At 66.6% G+C, this 24,499-nt stretch carries 24 protein-coding genes; 12 read left to right on the top strand and 12 right to left on the bottom strand.

Going from position 1 to position 24,499, the window contains the following annotated elements; all coding sequences use genetic code 11:
• Window positions 1–170 precede the first annotated feature (170 nt).
• Both H977_RS0110960 and H977_RS0110955 read left to right on the top strand, forming a co-directional pair.
• Window positions 171–1,124: an SGNH/GDSL hydrolase family protein gene (locus tag H977_RS0110960; RefSeq protein WP_029107903.1), complete on the top strand. Its 954-nt coding sequence runs from the start codon at window positions 171–173 to the stop codon at window positions 1,122–1,124.
• A 45-nt stretch (window positions 1,125–1,169) separates the two neighbouring features.
• Window positions 1,170–2,387, top strand: a complete 1,218-nt coding sequence (locus H977_RS0110955) for an acetyl-CoA C-acetyltransferase (protein WP_029107902.1) — start codon at window positions 1,170–1,172, stop codon at window positions 2,385–2,387.
• A gap of 61 nt (window positions 2,388–2,448) precedes the next feature.
• Here the strand turns inward: H977_RS0110955 and H977_RS0110950 are convergent, their stop codons facing one another.
• Together H977_RS0110950 and H977_RS0110945 are read right to left on the bottom strand one after the other, a co-directional pair.
• On the bottom strand, window positions 2,449–3,294 hold the full coding sequence (locus H977_RS0110950; protein WP_036475694.1) for a putative endonuclease domain-containing protein: 846 nt from the start codon (window positions 3,292–3,294) through the stop codon (window positions 2,449–2,451).
• Window positions 3,295–3,517: 223 nt separating this feature from the next.
• Window positions 3,518–4,366 (bottom strand): Bax inhibitor-1/YccA family protein, encoded by an 849-nt coding sequence (locus tag H977_RS0110945; RefSeq protein ID WP_029107900.1) that lies wholly within the window; start codon window positions 4,364–4,366, stop codon window positions 3,518–3,520.
• Between the two features lie 174 nt (window positions 4,367–4,540).
• Between H977_RS0110945 and H977_RS0110940 the strand changes: the two genes are divergently transcribed.
• From H977_RS0110940 to H977_RS0110930, 3 genes are all read left to right on the top strand, one after another.
• Window positions 4,541–5,587, top strand: a complete 1,047-nt coding sequence (locus H977_RS0110940) for an enoyl-CoA hydratase/isomerase family protein (RefSeq protein WP_029107899.1) — start codon at window positions 4,541–4,543, stop codon at window positions 5,585–5,587.
• On the top strand, window positions 5,584–6,360 hold the full coding sequence (locus H977_RS0110935) for an enoyl-CoA hydratase (RefSeq protein ID WP_029107898.1): 777 nt from the start codon (window positions 5,584–5,586) through the stop codon (window positions 6,358–6,360). The genes H977_RS0110940 and H977_RS0110935 overlap by 4 nt, the downstream gene beginning before the upstream one ends.
• Window positions 6,361–6,441: 81 nt before the next feature.
• The gene (locus tag H977_RS0110930; protein WP_155946612.1) at window positions 6,442–8,088 is read left to right on the top strand and encodes an alpha/beta hydrolase; all 1,647 of its coding nucleotides are present in this window, start codon (window positions 6,442–6,444) and stop codon (window positions 8,086–8,088) included.
• 11 nt (window positions 8,089–8,099) lie between these two features.
• Here H977_RS0110930 and H977_RS0110925 read toward each other — a convergent pair whose 3' ends face one another.
• Together H977_RS0110925 and H977_RS0110920 are read right to left on the bottom strand one after the other, a co-directional pair.
• The gene (locus H977_RS0110925) at window positions 8,100–8,468 is read right to left on the bottom strand and encodes a rhodanese-like domain-containing protein (protein ID WP_029107896.1); all 369 of its coding nucleotides are present in this window, start codon (window positions 8,466–8,468) and stop codon (window positions 8,100–8,102) included.
• A gap of 5 nt (window positions 8,469–8,473) precedes the next feature.
• Window positions 8,474–8,995: a cysteine dioxygenase gene (locus H977_RS0110920; RefSeq protein WP_029107895.1), complete on the bottom strand. Its 522-nt coding sequence runs from the start codon at window positions 8,993–8,995 to the stop codon at window positions 8,474–8,476.
• 118 nt (window positions 8,996–9,113) lie between these two features.
• On the opposite strand from H977_RS0110920, the gene lpqV reads away from it, so the two are divergent.
• A complete protein-coding gene (gene lpqV, locus H977_RS0110915) occupies window positions 9,114–9,572 on the top strand; it encodes a lipoprotein LpqV (RefSeq protein ID WP_029107894.1) in 459 nt (152 codons plus the stop codon).
• Here the strand turns inward: lpqV and H977_RS0110910 are convergent.
• Window positions 9,569–11,227 carry a SulP family inorganic anion transporter gene (locus tag H977_RS0110910; RefSeq protein WP_231395935.1) on the bottom strand — a complete coding sequence of 553 codons (1,659 nt, stop codon included), beginning with the start codon at window positions 11,225–11,227 and terminating at the stop codon, window positions 9,569–9,571. The genes lpqV and H977_RS0110910 overlap by 4 nt on opposite strands.
• An 80-nt stretch (window positions 11,228–11,307) precedes the next feature.
• Here H977_RS0110910 and H977_RS0110905 point away from each other — a divergent pair, with 80 nt between their 5' ends.
• Window positions 11,308–12,912: a SulP family inorganic anion transporter gene (locus H977_RS0110905; RefSeq protein ID WP_051288790.1), complete on the top strand. Its 1,605-nt coding sequence runs from the start codon at window positions 11,308–11,310 to the stop codon at window positions 12,910–12,912.
• 66 nt (window positions 12,913–12,978) lie between these two features.
• Window positions 12,979–13,965, top strand: coding sequence for a patatin-like phospholipase family protein (locus H977_RS0110900; RefSeq protein ID WP_029107891.1), 987 nt, complete (start codon window positions 12,979–12,981; stop codon window positions 13,963–13,965).
• 80 nt (window positions 13,966–14,045) lie between these two features.
• Here H977_RS0110900 and H977_RS0110895 read toward each other — a convergent pair whose 3' ends face one another.
• Window positions 14,046–14,903 (bottom strand): patatin-like phospholipase family protein, encoded by an 858-nt coding sequence (locus tag H977_RS0110895; protein ID WP_029107890.1) that lies wholly within the window; start codon window positions 14,901–14,903, stop codon window positions 14,046–14,048.
• Window positions 14,904–15,074: 171 nt separating this feature from the next.
• On the opposite strand from H977_RS0110895, the gene H977_RS0110890 reads away from it, so the two are divergent.
• The gene (locus H977_RS0110890) at window positions 15,075–16,130 is read left to right on the top strand and encodes a zinc-binding dehydrogenase (protein WP_029107889.1); all 1,056 of its coding nucleotides are present in this window, start codon (window positions 15,075–15,077) and stop codon (window positions 16,128–16,130) included.
• Window positions 16,131–16,192: 62 nt separating this feature from the next.
• Here the strand turns inward: H977_RS0110890 and H977_RS0110885 are convergent, their stop codons facing one another.
• A complete protein-coding gene (locus H977_RS0110885) occupies window positions 16,193–17,233 on the bottom strand; it encodes an NAD(P)H-dependent amine dehydrogenase family protein (protein WP_029107888.1) in 1,041 nt (346 codons plus the stop codon).
• Between the two features lie 80 nt (window positions 17,234–17,313).
• Between H977_RS0110885 and H977_RS0110880 the strand changes: the two genes are divergently transcribed.
• A complete protein-coding gene (locus H977_RS0110880; protein WP_029107887.1) occupies window positions 17,314–18,504 on the top strand; it encodes a lipid-transfer protein in 1,191 nt (396 codons plus the stop codon).
• A 79-nt stretch (window positions 18,505–18,583) separates the two neighbouring features.
• On the opposite strand, the gene H977_RS0110875 is transcribed toward H977_RS0110880, so the two are convergent.
• Entirely contained in the window at window positions 18,584–19,189 is a 606-nt protein-coding gene (locus tag H977_RS0110875; protein ID WP_029107886.1) for a TetR/AcrR family transcriptional regulator, read from the bottom strand.
• 62 nt (window positions 19,190–19,251) lie between these two features.
• Between H977_RS0110875 and H977_RS0110870 the strand changes: the two genes are divergently transcribed.
• Window positions 19,252–20,088 (top strand): alpha/beta fold hydrolase, encoded by an 837-nt coding sequence (locus tag H977_RS0110870; RefSeq protein WP_029107885.1) that lies wholly within the window; start codon window positions 19,252–19,254, stop codon window positions 20,086–20,088.
• 14 nt (window positions 20,089–20,102) lie between these two features.
• Here H977_RS0110870 and H977_RS0110865 read toward each other — a convergent pair whose 3' ends face one another.
• A complete protein-coding gene (locus H977_RS0110865; protein ID WP_029107884.1) occupies window positions 20,103–21,725 on the bottom strand; it encodes a long-chain fatty acid--CoA ligase in 1,623 nt (540 codons plus the stop codon).
• Window positions 21,726–21,833: 108 nt separating this feature from the next.
• Between H977_RS0110865 and H977_RS0110860 the strand changes: the two genes are divergently transcribed.
• Window positions 21,834–22,145, top strand: coding sequence for a hypothetical protein (locus H977_RS0110860; protein ID WP_029107883.1), 312 nt, complete (start codon window positions 21,834–21,836; stop codon window positions 22,143–22,145).
• 3 nt (window positions 22,146–22,148) lie between these two features.
• On the opposite strand, the gene H977_RS0110855 is transcribed toward H977_RS0110860, so the two are convergent.
• The 3 genes from H977_RS0110855 to H977_RS0110845 form a co-directional block, all read right to left on the bottom strand.
• Window positions 22,149–22,460 carry a hypothetical protein gene (locus H977_RS0110855; protein WP_029107882.1) on the bottom strand — a complete coding sequence of 104 codons (312 nt, stop codon included), beginning with the start codon at window positions 22,458–22,460 and terminating at the stop codon, window positions 22,149–22,151.
• Window positions 22,461–22,601: 141 nt separating this feature from the next.
• Window positions 22,602–23,963, bottom strand: coding sequence for a cation:dicarboxylate symporter family transporter (locus H977_RS0110850; RefSeq protein WP_029107881.1), 1,362 nt, complete (start codon window positions 23,961–23,963; stop codon window positions 22,602–22,604).
• A 127-nt stretch (window positions 23,964–24,090) separates the two neighbouring features.
• Window positions 24,091–24,360 carry a hypothetical protein gene (locus tag H977_RS0110845; RefSeq protein WP_029107880.1) on the bottom strand — a complete coding sequence of 90 codons (270 nt, stop codon included), beginning with the start codon at window positions 24,358–24,360 and terminating at the stop codon, window positions 24,091–24,093.
• Window positions 24,361–24,499: the final 139 nt, after the last annotated feature.

The following is a 24,499-nucleotide window of genomic DNA, read 5'->3' as shown; positions in this document are numbered from 1 at the left end:
GTAGTGCTAGGTGAGCTTCGTCACTCAGACAACCCGGGTAACTTAGCTTGACATCCGTAAACAGTTCAACAGTCAAATAAACTGATTTGATACCGGACTTGATACAGCACTGTGATCGCCACGCTGCATCGCCACGCGGACAACCCGTCTCGTCCGCCTAAACTGATCACGTGGGCACACGCTTGGCGCGTCGGTCGACCATCACTTTCGCTGCTGCGGCGACGTTGGCTTCTACGGCTTCGGCCTACATCGGAGCGCGCAATCTGTTGAACGGGCAGGCCGACAAGGCCCGCCAGGTCATCCCGAAATCCTGGGACATCCCGCCTCGCGCCGACGGCGTGTATCTCCCCGGCGGCGGGCCGGTGCAGAAATGGGAGCGCGGCGTCCCGTTCGACCTGCACCTGATGATCTTCGGCGACTCCACGGCCACCGGATACGGCTGCCACGTGCCCGACGAGGTGCCGGGGGTCTTGATCGCGCGCGGTGTGGCCGAGCAGCTCGACAAGCGAGTCCGCTTGAGTACCAAGGCGATTGTGGGTGCCACCTCGAAAGGCCTGTCCGGGCAGATCGACGCCATGTTCGTGGCCGGGCCGCCGCCGGATGCCGCGGTGATCATGGTCGGCGCCAACGACATCACCAAGCCCAACGGCCTCGGGGCATCGGCGCGCCGGCTGGGTGCCGCGGTCCACCGGTTGCGCTCGGCGGGGGCCGTCGTCGTGGTCGGCACCTGCCCGGACTTCGGCGTGATCACCGCGATCCCGCAGCCGCTGCGCTGGTACACCCGCCGGCGGGGTTTGCGGCTGGCCCGCGCCCAGGCCGGCGCGGTGCGGGTCGCCGGCGGCGTTCCGGTGCCGTTCTCCGACCTGCTGGCACCAGAGTTCTACAAGGCCCCTGACCTGTTGTTCTCCGAAGACATGTTCCACCCGTCGGCAGCAGGCTATGCGCTGGCGGCCAAGCAGTTGCTTCCCGCGCTGTGCAATGCGCTCGGCGAATGGGACGGCGACGCGGCATTGGAATCCGGATCCGCCGATACCCGGACACTGCTGACCCGGCTGGGCTCGGTGAGCAGGCTGTGGCGCCGCTCAACCGGGGTGCCCGCACCCATCGTGGTGCACGCGGGCTAGTTTCAACCTGAGTTTTCCAAGCCATTCGATATCCCAGGAGCCGTCATGCCTGAAGCCGTCATCGTTGCCACTGCCCGCTCACCCATCGGCCGGGCCGGCAAAGGGTCACTCGTCACCATGCGGCCCGATGATCTCGCCGCCCAGATGGTCAAGGCTGTCCTCGACAAGGTGCCCGCGCTGGACCCGCGCGACATCGATGACCTGATCATGGGCTGTGGCCAGCCGGGCGGAAAGTCCGGCTTCAACATCGGCCGCACGGTCGCGGTCCAGCTGGGCTACGACTTCCTGCCCGGCACCACCGTCAACCGCTACTGCTCGTCCTCGCTGCAGAGCACCCGCATGGCGTTCCACGCGATCAAGGCCGGCGAGGGCCACGCGTTCATCTCCGCCGGCGTGGAGACCGTGTCGCAGTTCGCCACCGGCAACGCCGACGGTTGGCCCGACACCAAGAACCCGCTGTACGCCGACGCCATGGCCCGCAGTGAGCAGGCCGCCACCGGCGCCGAGGAATGGCACGACCCGCGCGAGGACGGCCTGCTGCCCGACGTCTACCTCGCGATGGGCCAGACCGCCGAGAACGTCGCACTGCACACCGGTGTCAGCCGTGAGGACCAGGACCACTGGGCGGTCCGGTCGCAGAACCGCGCCGAGGAGGCCATCAACTCCGGTTTCTTCGCCCGCGAGATCACCCCGGTCACGCTGGCCGACGGCACCGTCGTGTCGACCGATGACGGCCCCCGCGCCGGCACCACCTACGAGAAGATCAGCCAGCTCAAGCCCGTGTTCCGGCCCAACGGCACCGTGACCGCCGGCAACGCCTGCCCGCTGAACGACGGCGCCGCCGCGCTCGTGGTGATGAGCGATGTGCGGGCCAAGGAGCTGGGCCTGACCCCGCTGGCCCGCGTGGTGTCGACGGGCGTCTCCGGTCTGTCGCCCGAGATCATGGGCCTGGGCCCGATCGAGGCGGTCAAGAAGGCCCTCGGCAACGCGAAGATGTCCATCGACGACATCGACCTCTACGAGATCAACGAGGCGTTCGCGGTGCAGGTGCTCGGTTCGGCCCGCGCGCTCGGCATGGACGAGGACAAGCTGAACGTCTCCGGCGGCGCGATCGCCCTGGGCCACCCGTTCGGCATGACCGGTGCCCGCATCACCGCCACGCTGCTCAACAACCTGCAGACCCACGACAAGACCTTCGGCATCGAGACCATGTGTGTCGGTGGCGGCCAGGGTATGGCGATGGTTGTGGAGCGTCTCTCCTAATTGGCTTTGACTCTGCGGTGAGGGCGCAAAAGTGCGAGTAACCCGCGCCCTCACCGCAGAGTCACCGGCGTGACGACGCACGCCAGGCAGCGGCTACGCGGGCGAGGATGTCGGGCCGCCGGTGCCCCTTGGCTACTTGGATCGTGGTCCAACCGGCTTGCCTGATGTGTTCGTGGCGGACGATGTCGTAACCAAGCGCATCGGCATGCTGTACGCCGTCGTATTCGACCGCAAGCATCCGCTCCTCCCACCCCATGTCCAGGTAATACCGCGATCGGCCATTCCGACCCGGCACCGGGATCTGTGTTTGCGGCCGCGGGTAGCCATCGTCGATGACCATGAGACGAAGCCAGGTTTCCTTGGGCGACTGAGCGCCCGGGTCATAGAGATCGAGCGCAGCCTCAAGCTGACGTAGCCCACGCGCATGCCGATGACGATCCGCCAGCGCCAAGACATCAACAGCTTTGAATCCAGTCGCATTACCGAGCGCGTCGAGGCGCGCCACCGCTTCGCCCAGTGGCCCGCGCCTGCCGAGGTCGAATGCCGTCCGCTCGGGCGTCGTCACGTTGAGCCCGTCGCGCCGTTGAACCTCCCCGGGCAACAACAGGTCGGTACGGGTGATCACTCCCCGCGGAGCCCTCGCATTCGCCCAGATCAGCTCGACTGGAACGTCGTCGTCAACCCACTCTGCGCGATGCATCGCGGATGCGGCAAGACCCGCGACCACCGCTTCGCGATGCGACCACAACCACGCCGCCTGCGTTCGTCGCCGCAACGTCGGGGCAATCCGCTTGTCCAGGTACACATTTGGCATCAGCGATCGGTAGTAGCGGCGCAACTCGTAGCGGTTCACCGCACCGCATGCCAAAGCCTCACTGCCGACGAAGGGATCGCTTGCGATGTCCATGGCCACAGGCTGGTTTCAGTTGCCGACATTCGTCCCCCGCCGCACTATCCGGGGCTTCGCGATGTGGATGAATCTTGGCTTGGGGATATCCATCTCGCGCATGCCGCCCGTTTGACTCTGCGCTCTGGGTGCAAACGTGCGAGAGACCTGCGCCCTCATCGCAGAGTCAACCCAAAAGAAAAAGGCGCCCGCAATCGCGGACGCCTTTCTCGGGGCAGGGTCGCTAGTCGTTGTTGAAGTACGACAGCAACCGAAGGATCTCGATGTACAGCCAGACCAGGGTGACGGTCAGGCCCAGGGCGATGCCCCACGCGGCCTTCTCCGGCGCACCCGCACGGATCATCTGGTCGGCGGCGTCGAAGTCGATCAGGAAGCTGAACGCCGCCAAGGCGATCACGAAGAGCGAGAACGCGATAGACAGGCCACCGCCCGAGCGCAGGCCCAGGCCTTCGCCGCCTCCGACGCCGAACATCGCGAGCACGAAGTTCACCAGAACCAGTGCGAGGACGCCGAACATCGCGGCGACGATCATCCGGGTGAACTTGGGCGTCACCCGGATGGCACCGGTCTTGTAGACCACGAGCATGCCGATGAACACACCGATCGAGGCCACGACGGCCTGGAAGATCATGGTGGGTCCGCCGTTGGACACGAGGTTGGCGAAGAGGAACGACGCGCCACCGAGGAACAGACCCTCAAGCGCTGCGTAGCTCAGCACGATGGCCGGGTTGTCCTGCTTACGGCCGAAGGTGGCGATGAGCACCATGACCAGGCCGCCGAGGCCGCCGATCAAGGTGACCGGTCCCATCAGCGCCTGGTTCGCGGCCACCATGAAGTAGGACACGACCGCGACTGCTGACACGACAGCCAACGTGATGCCGGTCTTGGTGACGACGTCATCGATGGTCAGCGGCCGGGAAACGCCGGTCTGCGGCTGCTGCAGGTACTCCTGCGCGTAGGGCTGCGCCTGCACCTGCTGTGCACCGAAGCCGGCGGCTCCGGTACCGAAATTTGCGTATCCGCCCTGCGTCTTAGGCAGGCTGCGGAATACCGGGTTGCTGGTTTCGCGCACCGTCGTGTTCCTCTCCTATGAGATGTTCGAGAACGAACTACTAGCTCAACGATCAATGTTCCGGGTGGGTTCCCGTCGAGCCGAAAAGACTCCCAGGAAACTTCCAGGTTCGATCTTGAGGCAAACCCTACCCGTAGCGCACCATCACTGGGGGTCCGAACTAGATTGCAACTCGTGACAGAAAACGAGGACGTCCTAGTAAGTGTCCGCAACGGCGTCGGCATCCTCACGCTGAACCGGCCCAAGGCGATCAACTCGCTCAACGATGCGATGGTCGCGGGCATGTCCGAGGCGCTCCACGCCTGGGAGAACGACGAGTCCGTGCACACCGTGCTGCTGACCGGTTCCGGCGAACGCGGCCTGTGCGCGGGTGGCGATGTCGTGGCGCTCTATCACAGCGCTCGTGAGGGCGGCGCCGACGCACGCCGCTTCTGGTACGACGAGTACCTGCTCAACGCCTACATCGGCAGCTATCCAAAGCCGTACGTGGCGTTGATGGACGGCATCGTGATGGGCGGTGGTGTGGGTGTGGCCGCGCACGGGACCGTTCGGATCGCCACCGACACCACCAAGATGGCGATGCCCGAGGTCGGCATCGGCTTCATCCCCGACGTCGGCGGTACCTATCTTCTGTCGCGGGCTCCGGGCCGGTTGGGACTGCACGCCGCACTCACCGGCGCACCGTTCTCTGGGGCCGACGCGATCGCCATGGGTTTCGCCGATCACTACGTGCCCCATGACAAGCTGGCCGCCTTCACCGAGTCCGTCGTCGCCGACGGCGTCGAGAACGCCCTGGCCACCTACGCCGTCGAACCGCCGGCCGGCCCTCTGCTGGACCAGCGCGCCTGGATCGACGAGTGCTATGCCGGCGACACCGTGTCAGACATCGTCACCGCGCTTCGTGGCCACGGAGGCGCCGCCGAAAAGGCGGCCGACCTGATCGCCACCCGCTCCCCCGTCGCCCTGGCGGTGACGCTGGAAGCAGTGCGCCGGGCCGCCAAGCTGGAGACACTGGAAGACGTGCTGCGCCAGGAATACCGGACCTCGTGCGCATCGGTGAAATCCCATGATTTCGTCGAGGGCATCCGCGCCCAGCTCGTCGACAAGGACCGCAACCCGCAGTGGTCCCCCGCCTCGATCGCCGCGGTCACCCCCGCCGACGTCGAGGCGTACTTCGTTCCGGCAGAACCCGATCTGACCTTTCAGGAGGAGTCCAAATGAGTGAGTTCGAGACGATCCTGGTTACCCGCACCGACCGGGTCGCCACCATCACCCTGAACCGGCCCAAGGCGCTCAATGCGCTCAACAGCCAGGTCATGACCGAAGTGACCAGTGCAGCAGCCGAACTCGACCGCGACTCCGGCGTCGGCGCCATCATCCTCACCGGCAACGAGAAGGCCTTCGCCGCCGGCGCCGACATCAAGGAGATGGCCGAGCTGTCTTTCGCCGACGTGTACTCGGCCGACTTCTTCGAGCTGTGGTCGAAGTTCGCGGCCACCCGCACGCCCACGATCGCCGCGGTCGCCGGCTACGCGCTCGGCGGCGGCTGCGAGCTGGCGATGATGTGCGACATCTTGATCGCCGCGGATACGGCCAAGTTCGGTCAGCCCGAGATCAAGCTGGGCGTGCTCCCCGGCATGGGCGGTTCGCAGCGGCTGACCCGGGCCATCGGCAAGGCCAAGGCGATGGACCTGATCCTCACCGGCCGCACCATCGACGCCGTGGAAGCCGAACGCGCAGGCCTGGTTTCCCGCCTGGTGCCGGCCGACTCCCTGATCGACGAGGCCCTCGCCGTGGCGGAGACCATCGCCGGGATGTCACTTTCGGCCTCGCGGATGGCCAAGGAAGCGGTCAACCGCGCCTTCGAGTCCAGCCTGGCCGAAGGATTGCTCTACGAGCGCAGGCTGTTCCACTCGGCCTTCGCCACAGCCGACCAGAAGGAAGGCATGGCGGCGTTCTCTGAGAAGCGCGCCGCCAACTTCACCCATCGCTAAAGTCGACGGGTGACCGACACCGACTCACCCTCACCGGCCACCGAAACGGCCGAGGCTTCTTCCGAGCCCGCTGCCGAACCGGTGGCCCAGCCGGTGTGGTGGCTGCGCCACTACACGTTCTTCGGTACCGCGGTGGGTCTGGTGTTCATCTGGTTCTCCCTGACGCCGTCGCTGCTGCCGCGCGGCCCGCTGTTCCAGGGTCTGGTCAGCGGGGCCGCCGGCGCGACGGGCTATGGGCTGGGCGTTTTCGGGGTGTGGCTGGTCCGCTACATGCGTTCGGCGGAGACCAGCCCGCGTGCGCCGAAGTGGGCGTGGCTGACCTTGCTGGTCGTCGGCGTCATCGGCCAGGTCCTGATGATCGTCTATTTCCACGTCTGGCAGGACGAGATCCGCGACTTTATGGGAGTGCCGCGGCTGACGTTCTGGGATCACCCGTTGACCGCGGTGCTGTCGATCGTGGTGCTGTTCGCGTTCGTCGAAGTGGGCCAGCTGATCGGCAAACTGGTGCGCTTCCTGGACCTCAAGCTGGATCGCTTTCTTCCACCACGGGTTTCGGCCGTTGTGGTCGTGGCTTTGTTGTTGGCGTTGAGCGTCGCCCTGCTGAACGGTGTGGTGGCCCGGGTGGCGATGGACACCATCAACCGGACCTTCGCGGCGGTCAACGATGAGGACGACCCTGACTTCGCCGCGCCGATGTCGAATCTGCGCTCGGGTGGCCCGCAATCGCTGTCCCCATGGGAAACGCTGGGCCATCAGGGCCGGGTGTTCGTATCGGCCGGCCCTACCGTGCAACAACTTTCGCGGTTCAACGGCAAACCCGCAACCGAACCGATCCGTGCCTACGCCGGCCTGCATTCCGCTGACGGCATCAAGGCCACCGCGGCGTTGGCTGCCAGGGAATTACAGCGCACCGGCGGGCTGAACCGGGCGGTGGTCGCCGTGGCCACGACGACCGGCACGGGCTGGATCAACGAGGCCGAGGCCTCGGCGCTGGAGTACATGTACAACGGCAACACCGCGATCGTGAGCATGCAGTACTCGTTCCTGCCCAGCTGGCTTTCGTTCCTGGTCGATCAGGAGAACGCGCTGCAGGCCGGGCAGGCGTTGTTCGAGGCGGTCGACGCGTTGGTGCGCGCGATGCCGCAGGAAAAGCGCCCGAAGTTGGTGGTATTCGGCGAAAGCCTGGGGTCGTTCGGCGGCGAGGCACCGTTCTTGGCACTGAACAATCTCGTCGCCCGTACGGATGGTGCGCTGTTCTCGGGCCCCACGTTCAAGAACACGATCTGGACCACGCTGACCCGCGATCGCGATGCCGGTTCGCCGGAGTGGTTACCGATCTACGACAAGGGCGAAAACGTCCGGTTCAGTGCGACAGCCGAGAATCTGGACCGGCCGGACGCGCCATGGGGCCACCCCCGCGCGGTGTACCTGCAACACGCGTCGGACCCGATTTCGTGGTGGACGCCCGACTTGCTGTTCGCCAAACCGGACTGGCTCCGCGAGCCCCGCGGGTACGACGTGTCCCGTCGCATGGAGTGGATTCCGGTGGTGACGTTCCTGCAGGTGTCAGCGGATATGGCGGTGGCGGTCGACGTACCCGACGGCCACGGCCATGTGTACGTGAAGAACGTGGCCGACGCGTGGGCCGCGGTGCTGCAGCCGCCCGGGTGGACGCCGGAGCTGACCGCGAAACTGCGCCCGATGCTGTCGAACAACGAAAACGCCTGAGCCGCAGCCGATCAGGCGTGTCCGGCGGCGACCAGCGCGTGATAGCCGCCGATGACATCAGTGGATCGGTGCAGCCCGAGGTCCACCAATGAGGCAGCGGCCAGGCTCGAGGTGTAGCCCTCCGAGCACAGGATCACCCAGTAGACGTCGTCGTCGACGGCCTGCGGTATCCGGGCATCGCTGGTCGGATCGCAGCGCCACTCCAGCACGTTGCGCTCGATGATCAGTGCGCCGGGCACCGAGCCCTCGGCGGCCCGTTGGGCGGCCGGCCGGATGTCGACCAGCACGGCACCGGATTCCAGCGCGTCGGGAAGGTCCGAAGCGGGCAGACGGTGCAGGCGGGCACGGGCCTGCTGTAGTACGGCGTCGATACGGCTCATCGGTGTCACTCCGGTGCGTCGGTGAGTTCGGTGCGGTTGCGCCGCAACGTGTTCTGCGGTGTCACCTCGTAGTAGGACATCGCGGTCAGCGGCGGTGAGTAGGCGTGCACGCTCAGCGTCGGCCCTGACACCGTCACCGGTCCGGGTGCGTGGACCACATCGTGTACCCAGCCCAGGGGAAACGCCGCCTGATCGCCCGCCGTGAGCCGTCGTTGACGCAACAGCTCACCGTCCCAACGAGTTTCGCGCAGCGAGCCGGACACCACGGTCAAGGCGCCCAGCGAGCCGCCGTGGTCGTGCAGTTCGGTCGACTTGTCGGGCACCCAGCTGATCAGCCAGACCTCGACTTCGTCGTCGCCGGACAACCGGGTGTACCAGCGGTCGTCTTTGGGCAGGCCCCGCAGTAAGCGGTCATAGCGGCCGGACAACACGTCGTCAGCGGCGCGGTCGGTGGTGTGCAGTAGATCGGGCAGTCGCAGCCGGGTGGGCGCGGAGACGGCAGGAACGGGCGCAAGCGTGGACAGCATCAGTGAAGCTCCAAGAATGACGGCGGATCAGGGCAGACGAGCGCGCTAGCGAGCCCGACAACACTCCTGGAATCCGGTCCCTTCCGTCACGGCCGCCAGTGTTGCATAGATTGGCTGCATGCGCAGTTACACGTGGACCACACGCCTGACCGCCGGAGCCGTCACCGCCGCCGGGCTGGGCCTGCTGATCGGATGCTCGACGGAGGCCGGCAAGGAGCAGTCCGGGGCATCCACGGCACCTCCCCCGCAGACGACCGCGACCACCGAGTCGGCCACTCCGACGGTCAAGCCCGGTGAGGTCGCGACATCCCCGGCCGGCGTCACGACCGCCGTCGGCGCCGACGCGCAGTCCACCGAAGAGGAGTATTTCCAGGCCTGTCACGCCGCGAAGACCTGGATGGAGACCAAGGGCGGTGATCTCAAGACGCAGATCGAGCCGTACCTGGCGAGCGTGCAGGCACCCGATGCGGCGCCCGGGCCGGGCACCTACAACGTGGCGTGGGCCCAGCTCGAGCCGGCGCGTCAGGCTGCCGTCATCGTCGCGGCGCGGGCAGCGGCCGACGAGCTCTGCAGCTAGTTCGAATCACGTTGCGGCGAATCCCCGGATCCGCCGCGCTGGGCGGCCACCCAGGCGCGTCCCCGCTCGACGGCGATGTCGAGTGCGCCGAATATCCGGTCGGTGGCCGGCTCGATGCCGTCGTCGCCCAACAGGTCATCGAGACCACCGCGCCGCAGCACCTCCGCGGTCCCGGGTTCGACGCCGGCGATGATCAGCCGTCCGTTGTTGGCGTTCAGCTGGCCGGCCCAGCGGCGCAGCGCCTTGATCGTCACCGACGACGGCACATCGGGGAGCGCCCGCAGGCTGAGCACCACGACGGCATTGGAGGTGCCATCGGCGCGTGGCCAGTCCTCGTCGATGCGGGCGACCTCGGCGAACAGCCCGACCCCGGCGTAATGCAGCACGGTCACGTCGTTGCTGGCGCACTTTTCGGGAACCGGGGATTCCTTCCAATCACCGTCTCCGGTCGGTGTCAGAGCCACCAACTGCGCGGCCTTGGCCGCCTTGGCGCAGTAGAGCACCAGTGAGGTGATCACGCCGATGAGGATCGCGGTGTGCAGCGGCAGCTGCGTGGTGGCCGCGAAGGTCACCAGCATCGCCACCGCCGACAGCGGGGCGACTCGCAGCACCAGCTTGATGTCGGGCAGCCGGCCGACCACGAGCTCGGCACCGATCACGAGAATCAGCCCGCCGATCACCGGCATCGGGATGATCTCCGCGGCCGACCCGGCCACCAGCACCAGCAGCGCGAGCCAGATGCCGGCGAAGATGCCCGACCACCGGGTCTGGGCACCCGCCGAGGTCGACACCCCGGTGCGCGACAGTGAACCGCCGGCCGGCAGCGCACCGAACAGTCCGCCCGCGACGTTGGCCGCGCCCTGGGCCAGGAAATCGCCGTTCATGTTGGTGCGGCTGCCGTCGGGATTGGGCACGGCAGCCGAGATTCCGGCGGCCTGCGCCAGTGCGACGAGTGCCACCGCCACGCCGCCGACGAGCAGTTCGGGTATGGCGGCGAAGTTCGGAACCGTCACCGGTGGAAGCGCATTCGCGATCGACGCGATGTCACCGACGGTTTCGACGTCCACCTTTGCCACCGCGACAACAGCCGTGACAACCACCAGCGCGATCAACGTTGCGAAGGATTCCAGCGGTTTGATGAAGTGGAACACCGCCCACACGGCGACGGTGCCCAAAGCTACCGCCACCGCAGTGCCGGACCACAGACCGATGTGCGCAAGTGAGTCGATAAATTTGCCAATGGTGTTGCCACTCTGCGGTTTATAGCCCGTGGCGTCACCGAGCACGCCGGCGACGATCTGCAGGGCGATGCCGGTGGAGAACCCCGTCATCACGGCGTTGGAGACGAAGTTCATGATCGAGCCGAACCGCAGCAGACCGAACAGCAGCATCACGACACCGACCACGATCGCCAGTGCGGCGACGTTGGCCGGATCGGCCGGATCCAGCCCGGCCTCCTTGAGCACGCTGCGCGATGTCAGTGCGATCGCGCTCGTCAGCGTGGTCACCATCAGCACCGTGCGGGCGAACAGTGATCCGACGATGCCGGGCACGATGCCGGCGTAGATACCGGCCACAGGGTTGAACCCGCCGATGCTGGCATAGGCCATTCCCTCGGGAATGGAGAACAACCCCGTCACCAGCCCGGCAATCACATCTCGAGGCTTGGGACGGCCCAGTTTCCGCGCGAATGTTGGTGCGCCCACATATCAACCCTCCCACGAATGGGTCTGTCGTGGGCGATACTGCGAATGTGCGCGTGCCGGGAATCGTTCCGTATCAGCGGCAGTGGCTTCGCGCGGACGTGGTCGCCGGTCTCGCGGCCGGTGCCGTGATCATTCCCCAGGCCATGGCGTACGCGACGGTGGCGCACATGCCGGTCCAATTCGGCCTGTACACGTGCATGCTGCCGCTGGTGGTGTACGCGTTCATCGGTGGCTCCCGCACCACCAGCGTCACCACCACGTCGACGATCGCCACACTCAGCGCGTCGACAATGGTCGGCGCGGGCATCGCCGCCGGATCTCCCGACGCGCAGGCACATCTGATCACGTTGACCATGCTGGTCGGGGCATTCCTCCTGGCGGCGCGGCTGCTGCGTCTCGGAGCGATCATCGAGAACATCAACGAGGCCACCCTGCTCGGCCTCAAGGTGGGGGTCGGGGTGACAGTCGCCGCGTCCCAGCTACCCAAACTCTTTGGTGTGGAGGATGATCCGCATGCCACCGGGTTCTTCCACATTCTGTGGTCCGTGCTGCGCCACATCGGCCAGCTGAACATCCCCACCGTGCTGCTGTCGATCGTCACGATCACGCTTCTCCTACTGATCGGGAAGTTTGCGCCGCTGGTGCCGGGCCCGCTGGTGGTGGTCGTGCTCGGCATCGTGCTCGCCGCGTTCGGCGGGTTGCCTTCGATGGGCGTGGCATTGATCCCCGAGGTTCCGCAGGGAATTCCGCTGCCGGCACTGCCCGCCCTCGACCATGTCGGACAACTCATCCCGGGCGCGCTGGCTATCGCGATGATGGCGTTCCTGGAAACGGTCGCAGTCGCACGCAGCGTTCGCCGGCCCGAGGAACCTCAGATCGATGCCGACCGCGAGTTGTCCGCCAATGGCGTTGCCGCGCTGGTGAGTTCGTTCTTCCACACATTGCCGCCGGCCGGCGGGTTCTCTCAGACCGGGATGAATCTGCGGACCGGAGCCAGGACGCAGGTCTGCGGTCTGGTCACCGCGGCGCTGGCCGTGCTGGTCGCGGTGTTGCTGGCACCGGTGCTCTCGAAGCTGCCGCAGGCCACGCTCGGCGCGATGGTGTTGGTCGCGGTGCTCGGCCTGATCGATATCGGTGCCCTGCAGCGGTTGTACCGGTTCGACAAACTGGAATTCAGTCTCGCGGCGATCGTCGGGGTGTTCGGTCTGACGGTCGGCCTGCTGCCCGCCGTCGCAGCGGGGGTGTTGCTCACCTTGTATTTCGTGCTGAGAGAGGCCAACCGCGCTCACGTCGTCCAGGTCAACGCTCACCCGCTGGTGCTGCGCTTCGAACTCGGTCTGTACACCGCCAACCTTCGGGCCAACATCGACGCGGTCGCCGCGCTGGTCGCCGCCTGCGATCCGCAGCCGGACGCCGTAGTCCTCGACCTGTCCCGGCTGCCCTGGCTGAGCTCGACGATCCTGGACGGTTTGCGGGATCTCGAGACGGGGATGCACGGTGTCGAGGTCCGTTACGCCGGTCTGCGGGACGATCTGCACCGGGCCGCGCTGCGTTGGCCCTGGTGGCAGGACGTGGAGCGGCAGGGCCGGTATCTCGGCACCACCGGCGACGACGTCGGTTCGCCAGGGCGGTGAGCCGCTCGGCAGGCATCTCACGGACGTCGGGAATCACCAGTCCTTCAGGTGCACCACAATGGAGGCATGCGTGTTGCTCTGGCCCTCGGTAGTGGCGGGGCTCGCGGCTACGCGCACATCGGGGTGATCAACGAGCTGCACGATCGCGGTTACGAAGTTGTCGGCGTTTCCGGGTCATCGATGGGTGCCCTGGTCGGCGGGCTGCACGCGGCGGGCAAGCTCGACGATTTCGCCGACTGGGCCCGGACGTTGACCCAGCGGGCAGTCCTGCGGCTGCTGGATCCGTCGATCACCGCTGCGGGGATCCTGCGCGCCGAGAAGATTCTCGACGCGGTCCGCGACATCATCGGCGACGCCACGATCGAAGACCTGCCCATCCCCTACACGGCTGTGGCGACCGATCTGATCGCCGGCAAATCGGTGTGGCTGCAACGCGGGCCGCTGGACTCTGCCATCCGCGCGTCGATCGCCATCCCCGGGGTCATCGCGCCGCATGTGCTCAACGGCCGGCTGCTCGGCGATGGCGGCATCCTCGACCCACTGCCCATGGCCCCGATCGCCGCGGTCAACGCTGATCTCACCATCGCGGTCAGCCTGTCCGGCGGCGACCCGGGCACCGCGCCCACACCCGAGGACCCGGAACGACGCCCCACCACGGAATGGCTCAACCGCATGATGCGCAGCACCTCGGCCGTGCTGGACACGGCGTCGGTGCGGTCGATGTTGGATCGGCCCACGGCCAGGGCCGTACTGAGCCGGTTCGGCGCGTCGATTCCGCCCGAGGACACCCTCGATCCTGACGACTCGGCCGACGACGCAGATGTGCCCGAGGTGCCCGAGCCGGCCGAGGTGCCGAAGCTGGGCAGCTTCGAGGTGATGAACCGCACCATCGACATCGCCCAGGCCGCGCTGGCCCGGCACACGCTCGCCGCCTACCCGCCCGATCTGCTGATCGAGGTATCCCGCACGGCCTGCCGGAGCCTGGAGTTCCATCGCGCCGCCGAGGTCATCGAGGTGGGGCGGGAGCTGGCCGCCCGTGCGCTCGACGGCTGACCGCCGCACTTCGCCGAAACGGCATTCCAGCAGGCGGCTTCTCGTACTTTTCCTGCTGGAATGCCGTTTCGCCGGGTGCGTCAGCCGTTGAGGAACTGCGCGACCTCAGCCGCCACCCGTCGCCCCTGGGCGCGGCCGGCCTGAGCCGACGGTATCCGGCATGCCGGGTCCAGCGGGTTCTTGCCGAACGCGGCGAGCGCATCGTCGTCGGCGAAGATCCCGAACGAGCGTCCGTCGAAGCCGTCGACCTCCTCCGCCGCGCCACCACCGAACGGCGATGGCGTCGAGCGTCCTTGCGGTACCAGCGCCACGGCGGTGTCGCAGTCGGCCGCCAGTGCCATGTTGACCGCGCTGCCGATGCCGCCGTCCATGAACCGGCGGCCCCCGATCGTCACCACAGGCCACACCGCGGGCACCGCACAACTGGCGGCCACCGCGTCGACCAGCGATACCCCGGAGTTCCGGTCCAGCGTCACCAGTTCTCCGGTGTCGATGTCGACGGCCGAGATGCGCAGGTCGCGGTCGGGCCAGTCATGCGAGGGCAGGCGCTGCTCGATCACCTTGCGTCGGCGTGCCGGGTCGATGGTGGCGGTGTCGAGCGCCACGGCACCGATCTGCCGCAGCTTCTGCGCCTTGGTGGTGCCAGGGGCGAGCATGGCCTCGACGAACAGGTCCGTGACGCTGTCGATACTCACCCCGGGGTCGAGCTCGGGTGATGCGGCACCCACCTGGCGCTCGAAAAGCTCCTCGAGCCGGAGCCCGCTGCCGAGCTGGGCGGACACCGTCGAACCCGCCGACGTGCCCACCAACACATCCGAGGCAAGCAACGCATCCGCGGTTTCGGGCGATTCGTCGGCGATGCCCTGCAGGATGCCGGTTTCCCAGGCGATGCCCGCGATACCGCCACCGGCGAGCACCAATGCACGTTTGGAAGTCACGAACGTCGAGTGTGCCAGGGCACCTCAAGCGGCAGCTCAGCGTGTCGTGAGGCCGCGTAATTCGCAGAACCGTCCGGCACCGGCGGCAGAACCAACAATCGGCACATGGCCTCGGGCCACCCGATGAAGTGCCATGATTCGGAGAGTAGCCGGGTGAGAGAAGGGGACGCCATGACATCCGATCTCGGGCCGACCATGCGGGCGGAACGTTTCTACGCCGACACCAAAAGAGTTGTGGTGGAGGATGTTCCGATCCCGCAACCCGGACCGGGCGAGGTGCTGGTCAAGGTGGCGTTCTGCGGCATCTGCCATTCGGACCTCAGCCTGATCAACGGCACCTTCCCGGCGCAGGCGCCGGTGGTCACGCAAGGACATGAGGCGTCCGGCACCATCGCCGCGCTCGGCCCGGGTGTCACCGGTTGGGCTGAGGGTGACCGCGTCATCGTCGCGGCGGGCAGGCCCTGTATGGAATGTCCCAACTGCCGGCGCGGCGATATCGGCAACTGCATGCGAATCCGGTTGATGGCCTTCGCTTATGACGGGGCGTGGGCCGAATACACGCTGGCTCAGGCGGTCGGGCTCACGCGGGTTCCGGACAACGTGCCGCTGGAGCAGGCGGCGATCCTCGCCGATGCGGTGTCGACGCCGTACGGCGCGGTGGTGCGCACGGGCAAGGTCGGCATCGGCGAGTCCGTCGGGGTATGGGGCCTGGGCGGCGTGGGCACCCATATCGCGCAGCTGGCCCGGTTGGTCGGCGCGGTGCCGGTGGTGGCCGTCGACGTCAAGCCCGAAGTGCTGGAGCGTGCCTTGGAACTCGGCGCCGATTACGCGTTCGATGCCGGTGACGAGCAGCTGGGCGAGAAGATCGCCGACGTCACCGGTGGCCGTGGGCTCGATGTGGCGTTCGACGCGGTGGGGCTCAAGTCGACGTTCGAGCAGGCGCTGGGCCAGTTGACGGTCGGGGGCCGGCTGGTCGCGGTCGGGATGAGCGCCCAGGAACCCACGATCGGCCCGACGTCGATGTTCGGGCTGACGCAGAAACAGGTACTCGGACATCTGGGGTATCAGAACGTCGACATCTCGACGCTCGCCACGCTGGTGTCCTTGGGCCGGCTGGATCTGTCGCGTTCGATCAGTGAGATCGTGTCATTGGAGGACATCGCGTCGGGTATCGACAAGCTGGAACGCCAGGAAGGCAATCCGATCCGGATCCTGGTGCGGCCCTGAGGTTCTCAGTACGCCGAACCTGAAGATATGTGCGAGTTCCAGGCGATTGGTCGCACACGAGCTCAGGTTCGGCGAGCTTTGCCTGTGATCAGCGGCAGATCCGGGTAGGCGACGACGCCGGGTTCGGCAGCGCACACCGCGGGCACAGAGTTGACGCAGTGGGCGGCGGTGGCGACGACACCGGACTCGGGGCCCTCCTCCCCCGCCTCGGACTGGAAGCCCTTGATGATCACGGTGAAGTCCGGGTTGCCGCGGACCTCCATCTCGTAGCGCTGCCCGGCGGGGCCGAAAGTCCATGCGGGATCGAGGTTTTCTTCGCCCATCAGCCAGTTCACCGTGACCCGGACGACGGGCTCGCCGTCGGCGAGCGCCTCCCAGTGGAACTTACGAGCTGCCACCTGACCGGGTTCGATCACGCCGATCGGCGAGTCGATGGGCGCCGTCGCCACGGCGATCTCCTGGGTGGCCCGGATCCGTGGGTCGATCTCGAAGCCCACCTGGTCGACGACCATCTTGACGGCCTGGATGAATCCGCCGTCGAGCATCTTCTGCATCGGCCCGCTCAGCGCGGTGTCGGGAGTGCCGCCGAATCCCATGACGTGGCGCACCACATCGGGTGCGTCATAGGTGCGGAGGTCGGAAAACTCCTCGGCGCGAACGAAGTTCACCCCGGTGGCCATCGCGGAGAACACCAGCGGGAACTTCTCGCTGATCCCGCCGGGTGCGATGCCGGTGCCGTGCAGCGTGGCGTTGCCCTCCACCGCGGCGGCCCGCACGGGGGCGGCCTGCTTCTCGCTGGGGTACAGCCAGCCCACCGGGGTGATGACGTTCTTGCCCGAGCGCAGCAGCGCCGCGACCTCGTCAGGGTTGGGGATGAGCGGCGAGTAGATCACCGCGTCGGCGTCCAGCGCCAGGATCTCCTCCACGCTGTTGGTAGCGGTGACACCGAGTGGTGCGGTGCCGATGATGTCGCCGACGTCTCTACCGTTCTTGGCGTCCGAATGCACCCAACAGCCGACCAGTTCCAAGTCGGGGTGTTCCAGCACGCCTTTGATCGCGGCCACTCCGACCCCACCGGTTGCCCACTGCACAACTTTGAGCACGGCGCACCCTTCCCAAGGAAACTAGAACGTGTTCCAACTATCTCTACACCACGGAAAGCGTGATCTGTATGTTTCTGGACATGGCTAACAAAGTTTTCGTCGTCGGTGTGGGGATGACGAAGTTCGAGAAACCCGGACGGCGCGAGGGTTGGGACTACCCGGACATGGCGCGGGAGTCGGGTACCAAGGCGTTGGAGGACGCCGGGATCTCCTATGACCAGGTTCAGCAGGGTTACGTCGGGTACTGCTCGGGCGACTCGACCTCCGGTCAGCGCGCGCTCTACGAGCTCGGTATGACGGGCCTGCCGATCGTCAACGTCAACAACAACTGTTCGACCGGCTCGACCGCGCTCTACCTCGCCGCGCAGGCGATCCGGGGCGGCCTGGCGGACTGCACCATCGCGTTGGGCTTCGAGAAGATGCAGCCCGGCTCGCTGGGCGCCGGTGCGCAGGACCGCGAGTCCCCGCTGGGCCGGCACGTCAAGGCGCTGGCCGAGATCGACGAGTTCGCTTTCCCCGTCGCCCCGTGGATGTTCGGCGCGGCCGGCCGCGAGCACATGAAGAAGTACGGCACCACCGCCGAACACTTCGCGAAGATCGGCTTCAAGAACCACAAGCACTCGGTGAACAACCCGTACGCGCAGTTCCAGGACGAGTACACCCTCGACGACATCCTGGGCGCCAAGATGATCTCCGATCCCCTGACCAAGCTGCAGTGCTCCCCCACCTCCGACGGGTCGGGTGCGGCGATCCTCGCCAGCGAGGCGTTCGTCGACAAGCATGGGCTGGCCTCACAGGCCGTCGAGATCGTCGGGCAGGCGATGACCACCGACTTCGCCTCGACCTTCGACGGAAGCGCCGCCAACATCATCGGCTATGACATGAATGTGCAAGCCGCCCAACAGGTTTACGCGCAGTCCGGTCTCGGCCCGGAAGATTTCCAGGTGATCGAGTTGCACGATTGCTTCTCAGCCAACGAGCTGCTGCTGTACGAAGCCCTGGGCCTGTGCGGTGAGGGCGAGGCACCGCGGCTGATCGACAACGACGACACCACCTACGGCGGACGCTGGGTGGTCAACCCGTCCGGCGGTCTGATCTCCAAGGGGCACCCGCTGGGTGCGACGGGCCTGGCCCAGTGCTCCGAGCTGACCTGGCAGTTGCGCGGCACCGCCGACAAGCGACAGGTCGACGGCGTCAACGCAGCCCTGCAGCACAACATCGGCCTCGGCGGCGCGGCCGTCGTGACGGCGTACCAGCGCGCCGAGCGCTAGGACTTTCCTCCGCGAGCAGACGCAAAACTGCCCCAAATCGCCGACAAATAGGCAGGTTTGTGTCTGCTCGCGGGAGAACTCAGCCCGTCAGCATCGCGTCGATCAGGCGGCGTAACACCTGCTTGATGTCGCGGCGGGCCTTCTTCGGGTCCTCGGCGGTGGCGATGGCCATGGCCGCCTCGTCGAGAGCGCCGATCAGCACATGCGCCAACGCCCGGACCGGCTGCCGGGCGAGTTGGCCGGCCTTGATCGCCTCACTCAAAAGCTGCTCGGTCATCCCCAGGCTGTAGCGCTGGGCGACGTCGCGGAAACCGGCCCAGCCGAGCACGCTCGGCGCGTCGAGCAGGACCAACTGCCGCACCTCAGGGTCGCCGGACACCTCAAGCCAGGCATCCACCGCGGCCCGGATCGCGGCGGCGGGCGTGGCCGCCCCCGATGCCGCCACCTCGGTTGCCAGCCGGGTCATCACATCCTGCTCGACGACCTCCACCACGGCCAGGAAAAGCGCTGCCTTGTCGGCGAATTGGTGGTACATCGCGCCACGGGTCACCCCGGCGGCGGTGGCGATCTCGGGGGTCCCCACGTCCGCATAACCACGTTCGCCCCACAGTCGCCGGGCGGCCGAGATCAACGCCTCGCGGGTCGCCGCGGAGCGTTCCTCCTGGGTACGTCTCTTGATTTCCATACACCCTGTTGGTAAGTTACGGACACACTGTTTGTAAATGTGCATCGAGCCGGGAGTCATCCATGTCGATCATTGAGATTAACGCCGGAACCATCCATTACGAGGAATTCGGCCCATCCGACGGCCGGCCGGTCGTCTTCGTCCACGGGTACATGATGGGCGGTCAGTTGTGGCGGCAGGTCAGCGCCCGACTGGCCACGCGCGGCCTGCGGTGCATCGTCCCCACCTGGCCGCTGGGCGCGCACCCCGAGCCACTTCGCCCCGGCGCCGACCGCAGCATCCGTGGCGTGGCCGACGTCGTCGCCGACACCCTGGACGCACTGGACCTGCAGGATGTCGTGCTGGTCGGCAATGACACCGGCGGTGTGGTCACGCAGCTGGTGGCAGTGCATCATCCGGAGCGGATCGGTGCGCTGGTGCTGACGAGTTGCGATGCGTTCGAACACTTTCCGCCGCCGATCCTCAAACCGGTGATCCGAGCCGCGCATTCGAAGGCGCTGTTCCGTGTAGGCATCCAACTGACCCGGGTCCAAGCCGTGCGCCGGCGGGCCTTCGCCGGGCTGGCGCACTCGAACATCGATAGCTTCACCCGCGAGTGGGTACGCACCGCACTCTCGAATCCGGCGATCGTCGAGGACCTCCGCCAGTTCACGTTGTCGCTGCGCACCGACGTCACCACCGGGGTGGCCGCGCGACTCCCCGAATTCGACAAGCCGACTCTCATCGCATGGTCGGCCGATGACGTCTTCTTCGAGGTCAGCGATGGCGAGCGACTGGCGAAGATCATCCCGCAGGCGCGCTTCGAGGTCATCGACGGCGCGCGCACCTTCTCGATGGTCGACCGGCCGGACCGGCTGGCCGATCTGCTGTCGACCATCGCGGTACGCGCCGAGCGGTGACGGTCCGGCGAGTTCTACAGCGTGATCACCTCATAGGCTCCGTCGGCATGACGGGCGCGGATGGTCTTCTTGTCGTACTTGCCGACGCTGGTGCGCGGCACCTCTTCGACGAATGCCCATCGCTCGGGAAGCCACCAGCGAACCACCTTGTCCGCCAAGAACTCCCGTAGTTCGTCCGGCTCCGCTGATGCACCCTCCTCCAGCACGACGACGGCCAGAGGACGTTCCTGCCAACGCTCGTCGGGGACGCCGACGACGGCGGCCTCGAGCACCGCGGGGTGGGCGATGAGGTGGTTCTCCAACTCCACCGAGGAGATCCACTCCCCGCCGGACTTGATGACGTCCTTGGCGCGGTCGGTCAACGTGACGTAGCCCTGCGGATCGATCACGCCGACGTCTCCGGTGCGCAGCCAGCCGGTGTCGAACTTCTCGGAATCGCGGTCGAGGTAATAGGCCCCGGTGATCCACGGTCCGCGCACCTCGAGTTCGCCGACGGCGTCGCCGTCATTGGGCAGCGGGGCACCCGCGTCGTCGACGACGCGCACCTCCACGCCACACATCGGCCGGCCCTGGCTGACTCGCATCTCCCACTGACGTTCCTCGGACACCCCGGGCAGCGGCTTGGCCACCGTCGCCAGAGGCGAGGTCTCGGTCATCCCCCAGGCCTGCTGGATGTACACGCCGTAGGTCTCCTGGAAAGTCTGCATCAGCGAAAGCGGTACTGCCGAACCGCCACACGCCACCAGCCGCAGCGATGAAACATCATGTCCCGGTTCTTTTTCCAGGCGATGCATGACGTCGTTCCAGATGGTCGGCACGGCGCCGGCCAGCGTTGGGCGCTGCGATTCGATCAGGTCGATCAACGATGCACCGTCCATGAACCGGTCGGGCATCACCAGGTTGGCGCCGGCCATCAGTGCCGCGTACGCCAATCCCCACGCGTTGGCATGGAACATCGGGACGATCGGCAGCACCGAGTCACTGCAGCTGACGTCGAGCGCGTTGGCAGTGCAGGTGTTGAGCGCGTGCAGGTAGCTCGACCGGTGGCTGTACACCACGCCTTTCGGATTGCCGGTGGTGCCACTCGTGTAACACATTGCCGCCGCGGAGTTTTCGTCAACCTCGGGCCAGTCGAATTCCATGGGTCGGTCAGCCAACAGCTCCTCCCAGCGCAGCACCGTCGGACCTTTCAGCATGTCCACGTCGCCGTCGCCGACGACGATCACGGTGTGCACGGTCTCCAACAGCGGAAGCACCGGCGCCAGTAGCGGCACCAGGGACGCGTCGGCGATCACCACGCTGTCGGCGGCCTCGTTGGCGATGTAGGCGATCTGTTCCGGGGACAGCCGGATGTTGAGTGTGTGCAGCACGGCGCCCATCGCGGGCACGGCGAGGTAGGCGGCGAGATGTTCGGTGTTGTTCCACATGAACGTGCCGACACGCTGGTCGCCGTCGATCCCGAGGCCGCGCAGCGCATGCGCCAGTTGAGCGGACTGCCCGCCCAGCTCCCGATAGCTGATGGTGCGGTAGCGGCCCTGGCCGCAGGCGGTGGTCACGGTCCGGTCCCCGTTGATTCCGCACGCGTGGCGCAGTATCGCGGTGATCGTCAACGGCCAGTTCTGCATCGTGCTCTTCACGGGCGCGATGCTATGCGCTTGCCGCGAGGCGCCGGCGGGAACGAATCGAATTCCCTGAACGATGTATGTAGGGGAAGATGAGCTGACAACGGCGAAAGGGCGTGACCGATGCGCGTGAAATGGTCCCTGGCGGCAGTCGCAGTGGCTGCGTTCGGAGTGATCGGCGCGTCGTCGGCGGTGGCCTCGGCCGAGGAAACCGCGCAGGAGACGATCAGCCGCCTTCAGTCCGAGGGCTACACCGTCACGATCGACAAGATCGGCACTGCACCGCTGGACCAGTGCACGGTCACCAGCGTCCGCAACCCCCGGCAGGTCAGCCAGTTGGTGCCGTATGTCGGTCCGGGATTGGGCGGCGATCGGATCCTGGTGCCTTCGATCACCAGCCAGACCGTGTCGGTATCGCTCAACTGCCAGCGCTGAGCGCTACTTCGAACAGTCCAGTGACACCGTGATGGTGCGTCGCACCACCACCGGCACGAGGTCGAAGTCCTTTTTCCCGTTCTTGCCGAACCGTTCGACCCGGATCAGCCTGGTCTGGGTCTGTGGGTTACGGATGCTGGTGACGGTGCACTGATCGAGTGGGGCACTGCCGACCCGGTCGATGTTGACCTGAAATCCCTCGGCTTCCAGCTGGCCGATGGTGACGACCGGTGAATCGGCATATGCCGGAGCAGCGGTTGCCAGCACTGCGCCCAATGCCCCCGACGCGGCCAGCATGACGATCGATGTACGCATGACCGTGTCTTCTTTCTCAAAGCCCCGCACTCACCTTGTCGGTGATGCCCTCACCCTTGTTACGTGCTGGAACGGTTGCGAGTTCAACGCGAAAGGCCCGACCGGGTTCACCGGCGGGGCCTTTCTGCTTGTGTCGAGCCGCTACAGGCGGGCCGGCTCGGGCATGCGGTCCGCGTGGTTGTCGACCATGGTGAGTTCGTCGAATGGAGCGTCACCACGCAGCACCGCATCGACCTTGGCCTTGTCCACGGTGTGCGTCCATGATCCGACGAGCAGGGTGGCCACCGCATTGCCGGAGAAGTTGGTCACCGCGCGGGCTTCGGACATGAACCGGTCGATCCCGACGATGAGCCCGACGCCGTCGAGCAGGTCCGGGCGATGCGCCTGCAGGCCGCCGGCCAGGGTGGCCAATCCGGCGCCGGTCACGCCGGCCGCTCCCTTCGACGCGACGATCATGAACACCAGCAGGCCGATCTGCTGCCCGACGGACATCGGGGCGCTCAGCGCGTCCGCGATGAACAGCGCCGCCATGGTCAGGTAGATCGCCGTGCCGTCGAGGTTGAACGAATATCCGGTCGGCACAACGACACCCACGGTGCTGCGGTCCACGCCCAGGTGCTCCATCTTGGCGATCAGCCGCGGCAGCGCCGACTCTGACGAGGACGTCGAGAAGATCAACAGGTACTCGCGGGCCAGGTACCGCACCAGCTTGAAGATGGACACGCCCGACACCGCGCGCAGCAGTACGCCGAGGACGCCGAACACGAACAGCACGCACGTCACATAGAAGCCGAGCATGAGGGTCAGCAGCTGGGTGACGGCGGTCCAGCCGGTCTGCCCGACGACGTTGGCGATCGCGCCGAACGCGCCGATGGGCGCCAGCCACAGGATCATGATCAGCACCTTGAACACGAGCTTCTGCAGGTGCTCGATGCCGCGCAGGATCGGCTCGCCGGCGCTGCCCATGCCCTGCAGCGCGAACCCGACCAGCAGCGCCACGAACAGGGCCTGGAGCACGCTTCCGGCCGTGAGTGAGGAGAACAGCGTCTCGGGAATGATGCCCTGGACGAAGTCCATCAGTCCGCCGGACTCGTGTGCCTTCTCCGCGAGTTCGGCGCCCTTGCCCGCCGAACTCTCCGTCAGGTGCATGCCGCTGCCCGGGTGGATCAGGTTGCCGACCACCAGACCGATGGTCAGCGCGATCGTGGACATCACCAGGAAATACGCGAAGGCCAGGCCACCGACCTTGCCGACCGTGGCGGCCTTGCGTACCGAGCCGATACCCAACACGATCGTGCAGAAGATGATGGGGCCGATCATCATCTTGATCAGGTTGACGAACATGGTGCCGAGCACGCCGACGCTCTTGCCCACCTCGGGTGCGACGAGCCCGACCACCACGCCGATGACTACGGCCGCGATGACCGCGATGTAGAGCCAGTGGGTGCGGTCACGACGACGCGGCGTCGCGGGTTCGGGGTGTGGGTCTACGGACACGGTCATCGGTGCCACCTCCAGGTCGGGTCCGGTCGGACTTCGAATGCGCTCTACATGCACCTTCGACCATAGGGTGAGCCAGGTCACGTTTTAGTTCATTACGTTCATGCCGCGATCCGCGCGACGGAATTGCTCAGATACCGGTGCAGAGCGAGACGAACGGGATCGGTGCGCAGATGCCCACCGAGAAGTAGGGCGTGATGTCGCCGTTCCATGCCGGCGGCGGAGGCGGCGGGGGCGGCGGCAACGGGGCCGCCACGCAGGTGTTCGAAGGCGGGTCGTATACGGTGCCCGCTCCGCACTCGGTGGCGTTGGCGGCCGCCGGACCGATCGCCGTCACAACTGCCAGTGCCGCAATCGCGGCCACGATGACGCTTGCCAGGCGATGAATCATGCAGTTCATCGCAGTCTCCCTCGGATCTACCCTCGACCCTGCCTACGGTCAGAGTCTACGACTGTCCGCCCACCGATATCACCCCCAAATTGACGGTGGGGAAGACCGCGGGGGATGTCCAAGCGAGCCCGCTACCAGGGACATCTGG

Origin of the sequence: Mycobacterium sp. URHD0025, assembly GCF_000426065.1 — a bacterium.
Lineage (GTDB): Bacteria > Actinomycetota > Actinomycetes > Mycobacteriales > Mycobacteriaceae > Mycobacterium.
Note: the sequence above shows the minus strand (reverse complement) of the source record. Positions and strands in the feature narration are given on the sequence as shown.

What these genes read in the sequence shown, in the direction of transcription:
- H977_RS0110955 (WP_029107902.1), top strand. Translation starts at nt 1,170, where the DNA reads ATGCCTGAAGCCGTCATCGTTGCCACTGCCCGCTCACCCATCGGCCGG.
- H977_RS0110950 (WP_036475694.1), bottom strand. Translation starts at nt 3,294, where the DNA reads ATGGACATCGCAAGCGATCCCTTCGTCGGCAGTGAGGCTTTGGCATGC.
- H977_RS0110935 (WP_029107898.1), top strand. Translation starts at nt 5,584, where the DNA reads ATGAGTGAGTTCGAGACGATCCTGGTTACCCGCACCGACCGGGTCGCC.
- H977_RS0110925 (WP_029107896.1), bottom strand. Translation starts at nt 8,468, where the DNA reads ATGAGCCGTATCGACGCCGTACTACAGCAGGCCCGTGCCCGCCTGCAC.
- H977_RS0110920 (WP_029107895.1), bottom strand. Translation starts at nt 8,995, where the DNA reads ATGCTGTCCACGCTTGCGCCCGTTCCTGCCGTCTCCGCGCCCACCCGG.
- lpqV (WP_029107894.1), top strand. Translation starts at nt 9,114, where the DNA reads ATGCGCAGTTACACGTGGACCACACGCCTGACCGCCGGAGCCGTCACC.
- H977_RS0110900 (WP_029107891.1), top strand. Translation starts at nt 12,979, where the DNA reads ATGCGTGTTGCTCTGGCCCTCGGTAGTGGCGGGGCTCGCGGCTACGCG.
- H977_RS0110890 (WP_029107889.1), top strand. Translation starts at nt 15,075, where the DNA reads ATGACATCCGATCTCGGGCCGACCATGCGGGCGGAACGTTTCTACGCC.
- H977_RS0110880 (WP_029107887.1), top strand. Translation starts at nt 17,314, where the DNA reads ATGGCTAACAAAGTTTTCGTCGTCGGTGTGGGGATGACGAAGTTCGAG.
- H977_RS0110875 (WP_029107886.1), bottom strand. Translation starts at nt 19,189, where the DNA reads ATGGAAATCAAGAGACGTACCCAGGAGGAACGCTCCGCGGCGACCCGC.
- H977_RS0110870 (WP_029107885.1), top strand. Translation starts at nt 19,252, where the DNA reads ATGTCGATCATTGAGATTAACGCCGGAACCATCCATTACGAGGAATTC.
- H977_RS0110860 (WP_029107883.1), top strand. Translation starts at nt 21,834, where the DNA reads ATGCGCGTGAAATGGTCCCTGGCGGCAGTCGCAGTGGCTGCGTTCGGA.
- H977_RS0110855 (WP_029107882.1), bottom strand. Translation starts at nt 22,460, where the DNA reads ATGCGTACATCGATCGTCATGCTGGCCGCGTCGGGGGCATTGGGCGCA.
- H977_RS0110850 (WP_029107881.1), bottom strand. Translation starts at nt 23,963, where the DNA reads ATGACCGTGTCCGTAGACCCACACCCCGAACCCGCGACGCCGCGTCGT.
- H977_RS0110845 (WP_029107880.1), bottom strand. Translation starts at nt 24,360, where the DNA reads ATGAACTGCATGATTCATCGCCTGGCAAGCGTCATCGTGGCCGCGATT.